General features: G+C 62.6%; 8 protein-coding genes. 3 read left to right on the top strand and 5 right to left on the bottom strand.

The genetic code is table 11. The features are described 5' to 3' along the window. Positions 1 to 224 precede the first annotated feature (224 nt). The 3 genes from asnB to AC6RIC_RS23030 all read left to right on the top strand — a co-directional run bounded on the left by asnB (position 225) and on the right by AC6RIC_RS23030 (position 6,024). A complete protein-coding gene (asnB, locus tag AC6RIC_RS23040; protein WP_499734067.1) occupies positions 225 to 1,754 on the top strand; it encodes an asparagine synthase (glutamine-hydrolyzing) in 1,530 nt (509 codons plus the stop codon). A 632-nt stretch (positions 1,755 to 2,386) separates the two neighbouring features. Beyond that, positions 2,387 to 3,418, top strand: coding sequence for a D-alanyl-D-alanine carboxypeptidase family protein (locus AC6RIC_RS23035; protein ID WP_499734066.1), 1,032 nt, complete (start codon positions 2,387 to 2,389; stop codon positions 3,416 to 3,418). A 173-nt stretch (positions 3,419 to 3,591) separates the two neighbouring features. Further along, positions 3,592 to 6,024 (top strand): penicillin-binding protein 1A, encoded by a 2,433-nt coding sequence (locus tag AC6RIC_RS23030; protein ID WP_499734065.1) that lies wholly within the window; start codon positions 3,592 to 3,594, stop codon positions 6,022 to 6,024. Positions 6,025 to 6,057: 33 nt separating this feature from the next. Here AC6RIC_RS23030 and AC6RIC_RS23025 read toward each other — a convergent pair whose 3' ends face one another. The 5 genes from AC6RIC_RS23025 to AC6RIC_RS23005 all read right to left on the bottom strand — a co-directional run bounded on the left by AC6RIC_RS23025 (position 6,058) and on the right by AC6RIC_RS23005 (position 11,422). Beyond that, entirely contained in the window at positions 6,058 to 7,185 is a 1,128-nt protein-coding gene (locus AC6RIC_RS23025; RefSeq protein ID WP_499734064.1) for an acyltransferase family protein, read from the bottom strand. Positions 7,186 to 7,272: 87 nt separating this feature from the next. Continuing rightward, positions 7,273 to 7,785 (bottom strand): calcium-binding protein, encoded by a 513-nt coding sequence (locus AC6RIC_RS23020; RefSeq protein ID WP_499734063.1) that lies wholly within the window; start codon positions 7,783 to 7,785, stop codon positions 7,273 to 7,275. Between the two features lie 501 nt (positions 7,786 to 8,286). Then, a complete protein-coding gene (locus AC6RIC_RS23015) occupies positions 8,287 to 9,498 on the bottom strand; it encodes a polysaccharide pyruvyl transferase family protein (RefSeq protein WP_499734062.1) in 1,212 nt (403 codons plus the stop codon). Beyond that, positions 9,495 to 10,511, bottom strand: a complete 1,017-nt coding sequence (locus AC6RIC_RS23010) for a glycosyltransferase family protein (RefSeq protein ID WP_499734061.1) — start codon at positions 10,509 to 10,511, stop codon at positions 9,495 to 9,497. Before AC6RIC_RS23010 ends, AC6RIC_RS23015 begins: the two co-directional genes overlap by 4 nt. Next, positions 10,508 to 11,422, bottom strand: coding sequence for a glycosyltransferase family 2 protein (locus AC6RIC_RS23005; RefSeq protein WP_499734060.1), 915 nt, complete (start codon positions 11,420 to 11,422; stop codon positions 10,508 to 10,510). Before AC6RIC_RS23005 ends, AC6RIC_RS23010 begins: the two co-directional genes overlap by 4 nt. Positions 11,423 to 11,426: the final 4 nt, after the last annotated feature.

Genomic DNA, 11,426 nt, shown 5'->3' with positions numbered 1-11,426 from the left:
AATTTTTTATGATAAAATGAAAGTCATTCTTGATGGTGTCTATTCTAAGATTCTATTCATTCTGAAATATTTATTTCTCTTATAACAAGTGCATACTTTCTATGTCTCAAATTAAATTTTTAGCATTCGACGAATTAACTATTTTCCGAAACCTTGTAGCTTTTCATGCGCGGTGCAATCCGGTGCCGGTTGTCGTGAAAAGCCATCAATGAAAAGGACGTTTCATGTGTGGCTTCGTGTGCCTGTGGGAGATCGATGACCAGGGCGGGGCGCTGATCGCAGCGATGCTCTCGCGCCTCGGGCATCGCGGTCCCGATGCGACCGAGATCGCCCAACTGAGTGGGACGCCGGCCGTGATGGGCCATTGCCGGCTCTCGATCATCGGAGCGGAGAATGGCCGCCAACCCATTCGGGCCGGTATGGAAATGCTGGTCGCCAACGGGGAGATCTATAATCATGAGGATCTGAGAGCGATCCTCGGCGCCGAGATCTTCGATACGGCGAGCGACAGCGAAACTATTCTTCACTTGTTCCGCGCCGGTTCGCAGCGCTGGATCAGCCGGCTTGACGGCATGTTCGCCTTCGTATTGGCGACGCCGGACCGGATCATCGCCGCGCGTGATCCGCTCGGGATCAAGCCGCTCTATATGGCCCGCCGTGGCAAAGGTCTGGCTTTCGCCTCCGAACTCAAGGCTTTCGACGGCCTCGGTTTCGAGGAGATCAGCGCGCTTCCGCCCGGGACGCTCTTCGACAGCTGCGGGGGGCTGAGGCAATGGTATCGCGTCCCGTCGGGGGCGGCAAAAGCCGAGCCGGAGCTCGACGTCGACGCGGTGGCGGGTGAACTGCGCCTCGGCCTCGAAGAGGCGGTCGCCAAATGGATGGTCGCCGATGTCGAGGTCGGCTCGTTCCTGTCCGGCGGGCTCGACAGCTCCATCATCGCGGCGCTTGCGCAGAAGATCAGGCGCGATGCCGGGCAAGGGCCGCTCAAGACCTTCGCCGTTGGCACGGCCGGCTCCTCCGATCTGGTTGCGGCGCGGCGCGTCGCCGAGCATATCGGCAGCGACCATCATGAGTTGGTTTTCTCGGCGCAGGACGTCGCCGACAACCTGCCCCATGTGATCTACCATCTCGAAAGCGCCGATATCGACCTCGTCCGCAGCGCGATCCCAACGCTGTTCGCGGCCAGGCTGGCGCGCAGCCGGGTCAAGGCGGTGCTGACCGGCGAGGGGGCGGACGAACTCTTTGCGGGCTATGCCTATCATCACGGCTATGTCGACGAGCCGCGCGCGCTCGCCGACGAACTGACACGCAGCCTCGGCACCATGCACAATATCAACCTGCAGCGGGTCGACCGCATGACGATGGCGGAATCGCTGGAGGCGCGGACCCCGTTTCTCGATCGGGACCTCATCGCCTTGGCCCAGTCCATCCCCGCGCAGCTGAAACTCCGCCGGACCGACCCGGCGATCGTCGAATCGACCGGGCCGACCACCGAGAAATGGCTGCTGCGCAAAGCCTGCGCGGATCTGCTGCCGGACGACCTCGTCTGGCGCAAGAAGGCACAGTTCGACGAGGGCTCTGGAACGGTCGACGCGCTGCGCCAAGCCTTGCGGACTCTGACCGGCGCCAAGGGCGATGTCGATCAGCACAGTGAGGGAGTGCTGTATCGCGAGATGCTGTGCGGTCGATTCAGCGACCCCGACATGATCCTGGGCCAGGCCGGACAGTGGAATGCCAACCGCATCGCCGCCTGACGCCAGGGATTTGGCGGCACTTGCCGGGCCGACTCTCGTAGGGAGAGCCGGCCCGGGAGGCCGGGCGCGGTTTGCAGCTATCTTTCCGCGGCAGCTTGGTTCCCGGGCAGCCTGTTTCGTGGGCGTCCGTTCACGGCGACCTGGGTGACGCACCAAGCAACCGGATCCCAGAACGCCCGCCTGTCCCAGGCGCTTATGATGCTCGCGGCCACGGCCGTGATCGCCACGATGTTGAAGGCGTGGATATCGAACCGGGTCCCGACGAACAGGTTGGCGCTCCGGTTCTGAGGCCGTCGCTTTGCAGCGCATCGCGCCGTTCGGCGGTCGGGGGCATGAGCGCGAAGATCGCCCGCTTCAGCAAGACGAGGGGGGGCTGTTGCGGGAAGGCAACAAGCGTTGATGATCCCCGATGCGGCGAGAATTGTTTCATCATGAGGCCACAATTCGACGATGAACGTTGAGGCGGATCAAGAGGTTTGAAATTTAGCTCCCAAACGTGGAGGTAATGACCGAATCTTTGATTGGGTATGATCGCTCGCGATTCGTCATTTTCTGCTCCGCCGAGGTTCAGAAACGGGATGTTCTAAAAGTTCAGGTTTGATTTGTTTCGTCGTCTAATCTCTGTTCGCAATGTGGTTGCCGGTCTTCTGATCGCGGTCGCCTCTTCCGCGCAAGCGACGCCCTCCCTCCTCGTCGATACCGGTAGTCTCCAGGTCCTTCGGTCGAAGGATGCCGGGCGCGCCTGGTATCCGGCCTCGACCACCAAGCTGATGACGGCGTTCGTCGCCTTCGAGCAGTTGCGAGCCGGGCGTGTCGCGCTCGGCCAGGATGTCGCCTTTTCGCGGAAGGCGCTCGCCCGTGAGTCGGTGCAGTCGGGGCTCAAGCCCGGCAGCGTGATGTCCCTCGAGGATGCGCTATACGCGATGCTGGCAGTGTCGGCCAACGAGGCGGCGGCCGCGATCGCCGAGACCGTCGCCGGCAATGAGGCCGATTTCGTCGCGATGATGAACGATGCCGCCCGACGCCTGGGCATGACCGGCACGCATTTCGTCAATCCGGACGGCCTCTTCGACCGCAAGCAAGTCTCAACCGCGCGGGATCTGGCCCTGCTCGGGGTCGCCATCGACCGGAGCTTCCCGGAGTACCTGCGCTTTTTCGATCGCTCGGAAGTCAGCATCGATGGGCGCGTGCTGAAGTCGAGCGACGAGGTCATCAGACGCTTTCCCGGTGCGATCGGGCTCAAGACGGGCTTCGTCTGCGCATCCGGCAGAAATCTCGTCTCACTTGCCGTCCGCGGCGAGAGGCGCCTGATCGCGGTCGTGCTGGGCGCGACGACCGAACGGGAACGAAGCGAGCGCATCGCCCAGCTTCTGCAGTACGGATTTGCGAAAGCGGACGATAAGGGCCCCAAGCTGCGGGCGCTGCAGAATCAGAAGACCTCCAAACCCGAGGATTTGCGGGTCAGGCTCTGCGGCCCGCAGGCGGCAGCCTATGAGCGACGGCAAAGAAAACTCTACCCGATGGGGCATGCCGGGCAGGCGAGCTTCCTGGGCGCACCCACCGCTCCCAAGACTTGGAAGATCCGCACGCGGAGCACGTCCGTGGCGACATCCTCATCACCACCCAGTCCGGCACCGCGTCCCTCCGCATTGCGGGAGCAGTGAAAACGGGCCGGTCGTAAAAGGCGGCAGTAAGTACGTCCCGGCAGCGGCCTTGACGTTCGCGTGCTTCATTGGATTCACGCTCAATAAATATCATTCTGAAAGTCATAAAATAAAGCAGATAAAGTTCATATACTCAAATTTACGCCATATTATATCGTCATATTAGCCGCATCATGCGCTTTATTCTTCGTTCGATGGCCGGAATTGTCTCATTTCTTTCTATTTTTGCGCTTAGCATGGCTGCTATATTCGGACTTATATTCTTATATTACTCGAATGGTCTGCCGAATTTCGAGAAGCTGCAGGATTATGAGCCTCCGGTCACATCCCGAGTCCATGCGGGCGACGGGCGCCTCATCGGCGAGTTCGCCCGGGAGTGGCGGCTTTATCTGCCGATCTCCGCAGTGCCCCAAAATGTGATCGATGCCTATGTCTCGGCCGAGGACAAGAATTTCTACCGGCATGGCGGCATCGACCTCGCAGGCCTGACCCGGGCCGCGCTCTCCAACCTGCGCAATTTCGGCTCCGGAAGAAGGCCGCAGGGGGCCTCGACGATCACCCAGCAGGTCGCCAAGAACTTCCTGGTCGGAGCGGAGGCCAGCCTCGAGCGCAAGATCCGCGAGGCGCTCGTCGCTCTGCGGATCGAGGGGGCATATTCCAAGGACAAGATTCTGGAACTCTACCTGAATTCGATCTATCTGGGCGCGCCGACACCGGGGCGCGGAAGCTATGGCATCGCGGCGGCGGCGCTGAACTACTTCAACAAATCCGTGCACGAGCTTGAACTGCGAGAGGTCGCCTATCTTGCGGCCCTGCCGAAGGCGCCGACGGATCTGCACCCTTTCCGCAATCGCGAGCGGGCAATCGAGCGACGCAACTATGTCATCGATCGCATGGTGGAGAACGGGTACGCTGAGCGCGAGGCCGGCGAGGAGGCGAAGCGACAATCCCTCGGCGTGACCCCTTACGCGGTTTCGCCAAACAATATTGCGGCCGGCTACTTCGTCGAGGAGATCCGGCGCGAGGCCCAGGATCGCTATGGCGAGAAGAAGGTCGTGGAGGGTGGGCTCTCAATCCGCGCCACCGTCGATCCCGAGCTTCAGTTGATGGCGCGAAAGGCCCTCGTGGACGGGCTGGTGCGCTATGACGAGCCGCGAGGCTGGCGCGGGCCGGTCCGGAAGCTCGATCTGGGCGAAGGCGACTGGGGGCAGGCCCTGGGCGCGCTCAAGGTTCTCGGCGACGTGGCACCGTGGCGACTGGGCGTGGTGCTGAAAATTGCCGGCGATTCAGCCCGCATCGGGCTTCATCCTCTGCTCGACGCAGCCGGGAATCTGCGCGCCGAGCGCCGTGTCGTCTCCCTGGCCAGGGATGGCATTCGCTGGACCCGGCGCACGCGCGTCTCGCAGCTGCTTTCGGTCGGCGATGTCGTCTATGTCGAGCCTCTCGCGGACGACGCCGCCCGGGTCCGCCTGCGGCAGATTCCCGAGATCAACGGGGCGATCGTGGCGATGGAGCCCTTTTCCGGCCGAGTTCTCGCAATGGTGGGCGGCTTCTCTCACGACCAGTCGGAATTCAACCGCGCGACCCAGGCGCTTCGTCAGCCGGGATCGGTATTCAAGCCCTTTGTCTACGCGGCGGCGCTCGATAATGGCTATACGCCCACCAGCCTCATCCTCGACGAGCCGGTCACGATCGATCAAGGGGGCGGTCTCGGCGCCTGGCGCCCCAAAAATGCCGGACGCGCCGGCGGCTCCGGGCCGCAGACGCTGCGCAACGGAATCCAGCGCTCGAAGAACTTCATGACGGTACGGCTTGCCAAGGATATCGGCATGCCCCTGATCGGCCACTATGCGCGGCGCTTTGGCGTCTACGACGACATGCCTTTGGTGTTCTCGGGCGCTTTGGGGGCGGTGGAGACGACCGTGATGCGCATGACGGCCGCCTACGCCATGCTGGTGAACGGTGGCAAGCGCATCCGCCCGACACTGATCGACCGGATTCAGGACAGATACGGCAAGACGATCTTCCGGCATGATCGCCGACTCTGCTCGGGCTGCGAGGCGACGCGCTGGGAGGGGCAGGCAGAGCCGCGGCTGACGGACCAAAGCGAGCAGGTGATCGATCCCCTGACGGCCTATCAGATGGTCTCGATCCTCGAAGGCACGGTGCGGGCCGGCACGGCGCGGGTGGTCCAGTCGGTCGGGAAGCCCCTGGGCGGCAAGACCGGCACGACGAATGGCGCCAAGGACCTCTGGTTCATCGGCTTCTCGCCGGATCTGGTCGTCGGGGTCTATATCGGACACGATCAGCCGACCCCTCTCGGCGCGTCGGCCTGGGGCAGCCGCTATGCAGCGCCGATCTTCCGCGATTTCATGAGCGCCGCCTTGCGCGACAAGCCTGCCGTCCCGTTTCGGGTCCCGCCCGGGATCAAGCTGATCCGCGTCGACCCCCTCTCCGGTCTGCGTGCCGGTGAGGGCGGCATTCTCGAGGCTTTCAAACCGGGCACCGCACCGGCCGACCCGGCCGTTCCGCGCTTCTCCAACGGGCTGGCGGGCGGGCGACAGGATCGCGCGGCGCTGACGTCCGGCTCCGGAGGGCTGTACTGAGGCGCGGCAAAACGAGGCGCTTTCTGCGGCAGCTTACAGACGATTGCGATCTCGGTGTCGTTCTGCGCTCGTTGCGGTGGTGATCCGAGCCCTTAAAGCCGGATCGCTTTGGGTTAGAGTGTCCGTGCCGTTTCCCTTGGGGCTGGGAGGAGCGAAAGCCTTGAGGACGGCGTTCTTGGCCGGACTTTCGAACAGCCTGAACGACAGGATGCTGGCGATGATGGAGACCGCCGTCGCGATAGCGATCGTCGCGACCGTTATCGTTGTGCTTCGAGGAGCGAGCAGGGCGAAGATGATCGTTCCGATCAGATGGTGCCACATATAAAGCCCGTAAGAGGCGTTGCCCAACAGGCGAGACATAGGGCTGTCCGCAGAGGCCGGAGCCATCGCGCCGGCAAGGATGACGGCGGCAAAGGCGACGATGAGAATTTCTCCCGGCACGCGAAACCACATGAGGACGAGAACGCCGGCCGAAAGCGCATAGGTGATCGAGGCAGGGCATTCTCGATCCGACAGCCGGTCCTTCCAGGTCAGCCATAGGGCGATGCCGAGGAAGAAAGCCGGAACAGCGCGGATCATTGCGAACTGATAGGTCCGGTCATTCCACGGCACGAGGCCGAACCGATGTTCCAGGAATCGGATGACGACAAACCACAGGACGAGCAGAGCAAGGCTGAATCGCAGCTTCAGAGCTCTGGCCAGCCAGAACCAGAGAGGAAACGTGAGATAAAGGAACCATTCTGCGCTGATCGACCATGAAACGATGTTGAAGCTCAACCGATCGGAGAAGCCCCAAGCCTGAAGCAGAAGCAGGTTCGCGGGAATAGAGTCGAAGGCGTAACGTTCCGGCGCGCCGAGGCGAATCCGAAGAGCTGTGGCGGCGAGCGCGAGGGCGATGGCCAGGCCGAGCGTCAGGAGATGTAGGGGGTAGATTCTGGCCAGGCGCCGGATGAGAAACTGTCCATAGCCGCGTAACGAACCCACACGGTCCGCCGAGCTATGGGCGATCACGAAGCCGCTGAGGATGAAGAAGAAATCGACCGCGGCATCGAAGCCGTTGAGGTGGCGCTGCGCGCCTGCCGCATCCTTCAGCGCAAAAATCTCGAAATGAAAAGCGAGGACGCAAAGTGCTGCAAGGAAACGCAGCAGATCGAGTAGCACGAACTCCCGGCGCAACCGCATCCCCCTAAAAGCAGAAAATTCTCCCTCGCATGCGAGGGAGAATCTCAGTGGACAGGCTGTCCGGTATTAGACCGGCGGGTTGCTGGCCGCGAGGAAGGCGTCCCAGCCATTCGAGATGATGATCGTCTGCGAGACGCCGCAGCCCATATCGTAGTGCAACACGAGGTTGTCGTTGATCGCGCTACCCGGAGCCTGCTCGGTCGCGGTCCAGCCCGAATTGTTGACCAAAGCAACCAGGTCGGCAAACGACTTGATCACGCCGTTGGCGGCGCTTTCGGCGAAATCCCGGAAGTCGAGGCGGTCGCCGTCAGCGAAGTTGAGGTCGAAGATCTTATCGACATCGGCGCCGGCCGGCTTCTGATAGCTCAGCGCGCCGTTCTCGCCAAAGAAGCGGAACGTATCGGCGCCGCCGCCGCCAAACATCAGGTCGTCGCCTTCGCCGCCGACGAGAATGTCATTGTAGCGTCCGCCCCGGAGGATATCGTCGCCGCCGTTGCCGGCCAGATACGTGCCCTCCTTGTTGTTGGTAGCCCGGATATCGTGGTTGCCACCGTCGTCGTGAACTGCGTCCTTTGCCACGTGCTCAACTCCTTGAGATTGCTTCGAAACCGCCCTAGGCCAGGATATGCCGCCGCCATAAGCCAACCAATTGGTGGGAAGGTTTATCAGGAATTAACGTAACGTTGTCAAGTGACGCGATGTTCGAATATGCGGCTGATTGGAAGAATTTCGCGCGGCTGACCGAGGGGAGTGGTGAGTAAATCCAGAAAAGAACACCGTCGAATGGAGATTCGCCAAATCTTCGGGTAATGTGACGAATGCAAGAAAGCGCCGCTTGATTCCAGCTGTCGCGATACTTCACTGATCAATGTCTGTTTTTCCGCTGCGTCAAAAGAGCTTCTGAGCGCACCATATCGAGCCGTCGATCATGTGACGGAACGTTGCTTTGCCGGGTGGCGCTTCGCCCGTCGGATGGCCTTTGGGGAAGGAACCGTAGCGCCTGCGTCGATATATTCGTCAGATCTTTGCCGGCATGAGTCGGCCGAACGGTTTTCCGGCAGGCTCACTCAACAGATCGGTTCAAATTGGTATCGAGCGCATCAGAGACGTAAGGTAAGCACTATAGATCCCGAGCCGTTCCTGCGCGAGGTCGTTGCTGCGTTGCGCAGCCGTCGCCAGCTCGGCACGGCGGTCGACCGCGCCGAGAGTAAGGGCCACGAGCTCGGTTTCGTCCTGCTTCGTGCAGTCGCCCACGAGCGGATAGCCAACGGCGGCGAACAGGCCGCTGAATTTGCGGCTATAGGCCAGCGGCACCACGGCAATGCCTGACGACACGGCCGCGATCGTGGCATGCATGCGTGAACCGGCCAGGATATCGAGCCCGGATATGAAGCTCTTGGCCTCGCTCGGCGAGGCGAAGCGGGGGGCGATCGTGACCTCCGGAAACGTGTCGGCGATGATCCGCGAGACGTGGATATCGTCCTCGTTGTCACCGGTCGAGGTGATGACATGGGGCACCAGCACGACATCAGTATCGCCGCGCGCCAGAAGTCCGGAGATGATCTGGTCGATCATCGCGCGGTAATCGCCCTTGATGCCGAACTGGTTCTTGCCGGTATAGCCGCCGGCATAGAGCAGGCCGGAAACATTGAGGCCGAAGCGAATGCGTCCGTCCGGCGTCATTGCTTGCCGCTCGAATGGCAGGCGGAAGGCGACGTCGACGGTTTCGGCGGCGATATCGCCGAGCTTCTCCTGGTCAAGCACAGCTTTCGACTGGCCGTCGCGCGCGAAAACCTTGCGGCAGCGCTTCATCGCGAAGCTGGCCAGGCGCGCGGAAAGCGGATGCCTGAACGGACCGATTGTCTGCGGTGCCAGCACCAGCGGCTTGCCCTGCAGCAGGGCCATGAGCTTCGGCACCCACATCCACAGGAAGCGTTTCGCGCCATAGATGTCGGCGAAGCTGTCGCCGGCGCCGATATCCAGGACGATGTCTGCGCGCCCGAGCGCCTTCCACATCGGGAAGCCCGGCAGCAGGTTCTTGCTACCCCTGACGATGGTCTCCTCGGCATCGTTCTCCGCCGGCGGATAATGCGCCGCTCCGCCGAAGCCGATGACATCGAAGGTGACCCGCCGGCCGGCAGCAGTGGCGCTCTCGCGGATGATGCGCATATGCGCGATCGTCAGCGCGCCGACGCCGAGATTGTCGGAGCGAAGCGAATGCCACAGCAGGGCGACGCGCAAGGCCTCGCCGGGAGCGGCGTTGCCTCCGGCATCGGGGGTAGCCATCGTCATGTCGGGCTCCTCATCCAGAGCGGCTTTCCGGTCTCGCCCCGCAGCCCGGCCCACCACCCCGCAAGCGCGTAGCCGAAGTTTCTGACGGCGCCGTAACGCAGATACTGTGTCGTCAGCAGCAATGTCGTGATGAGAACGAACGGATAGATCGAGGCAAAGCGGCGTCTCGTCAGGAGCAGTTTGTTGCGCTCGTCGAGATAGACAGACAGGCGCGAGCGCATCCGCCGGTTCTTACTGGAGCCGATGGTGCTGCCATGGGCGTGATGCACGAGCGAGGCATGGGCGTAGCCGAGGCGATAGCGGCCCCGCGCAAGGCACCAGTCGATTTCCTCGCAGTAGAGAAAGTAGTCTTCCTTCATCAGGCCCACGGTCTCGATGAAGGGGCGCGAGACGAGCATCGACGCGCCGTTGACATAATCCATCTCGCGCTCGACCTGCGCGACATCCGGCATGATGGCGGGGTCGGCCCCCAGGCCGATATTGAGGCCGCGCGCCATCCAGCGCCGCCAGCGGCCGCCATAGAGCTGGACCTGATTGGTCGTCGGGTTGACGAGCCTGCTGCCGACCACGCCGTAATCGCCGGATGCGCGATGATCGACGAGCGCCCGCAAACTGTCGGGATCGGCCTGGGTATCGGGGTTGAGGATCCAGATGGCGTCCCAGCGCGACAGCCTGGCCAGGCAGAAATTGACGCCGCCAGCATAGCCCAGATTGTCGGGCGCGAGATGAAGGGTCGCTTCGAACGGGCCGTGAAGGCCCTCGAGCATGATCGAGATATCGGTCTCGCCGTCTCCGGTATTGGCCATTCCGAGCGCGCGAGCCATGGCAACAAAGGCCTCGCGTCCGCCGTTTTCGCAGATATGGACGGAGAGATTGCGATAGTTCATCCGCTGCAGGCAGCCGACGGCCTGCTCGACATCATCCGCATTGCGGAAGCCGACCATGATGACCGCGACATGGAGGACGGGTGCATGCGTCGAGGGCGCAGTCACCGCGCTTGGCTGCTCGGTCATGCCTGCCCTTCTCGTTTCTCAAATGGGACACGGTGTGCGTCGACGAAGCGATAGGCCCGGATCGCAAGGAGGATGCCAGTGGCCCGCATCCGGTCCATGGGGCTGCCGAGCTTGGGTGAGCGCATGACGCGGGGGAGATGCGCCAGCGCCGACAGCGGCACGGCCCAGCTCCGGACGAGCCACGAGGCTAGACCGCCGGCCTTCTCACGGTGGAGGGCGTAGCCCTCCCGGGTCAGCCTGCGCCATTTTCGGACCAGCTCCGACCAGTCTCGTCGCGCGGGGTGGCCGACACGGGCTTCCGGCGCATAGGCGACCGGGAAGCCGGCATCGCGCGCGCGCCAGCACCAGTCGACATCCTCGGAAATGCCGTCGCGAAACCCGCCGACCACTTCCCAGACGTCGCGCCTGACGAAGAGATTGGCCGAGACCGAGAAGCCCTTGTCGCGAACATAGCCTTCGTTGTTGAAGGCGAAGACCATCTCGAAGGCCTCGGCTGCCGACATCGCCGCCGGGTCCGATACCAGCACATCGACGCGGCCGCCGATGACAGGGGCCTTGGCCAGCGCCGCAAGTCCGTGCTCCAGCCAGTCCGGTGCCGGGCGGCAATCGGAATCGAGAAAAGCGAGAGCCGCACCCCGTGCCTGCGCCACCCCGGCGTTGCGCGTCGGCCCGGCGCCCTTCCGCTGGTTCTCGATCAGCAGGGCCCGTCCGGCGACGATCTCGGCAATGCTCGCGAAGCCCGCGGGCGACATGTTGTCCACCACGATGATTTCGAAACGCTCGGCGGGCAGTGTCTGCTGCCTGAGAAGGTCCAGGCAGATATCGAGATTGGCGAGATCCTGATAATGCGGCACGACGACGGAAACGACGAGATCGCTGCCCGACGGCTTGCCGCCTTCTTGTTCCGGCATCGGT

The sequence above is a fragment of the Allobosea sp. TBD101 genome (assembly GCF_059817965.1).
The sequence above is the reverse complement of the archived record's forward strand: the minus strand, read 5'-3'. Positions and strand labels throughout refer to the sequence as shown.

Coding starts and splice junctions, on each gene's coding strand:
- AC6RIC_RS23010 (WP_499734061.1), bottom strand. CDS start 10,511: ATGACCGAGCAGCCAAGCGCGGTGACTGCGCCCTCGACGCATGCACCC.
- AC6RIC_RS23030 (WP_499734065.1), top strand. CDS start 3,592: ATGCGCTTTATTCTTCGTTCGATGGCCGGAATTGTCTCATTTCTTTCT.
- asnB (WP_499734067.1), top strand. CDS start 225: ATGTGTGGCTTCGTGTGCCTGTGGGAGATCGATGACCAGGGCGGGGCG.
- AC6RIC_RS23005 (WP_499734060.1), bottom strand. CDS start 11,422: ATGCCGGAACAAGAAGGCGGCAAGCCGTCGGGCAGCGATCTCGTCGTT.
- AC6RIC_RS23015 (WP_499734062.1), bottom strand. CDS start 9,498: ATGACGATGGCTACCCCCGATGCCGGAGGCAACGCCGCTCCCGGCGAG.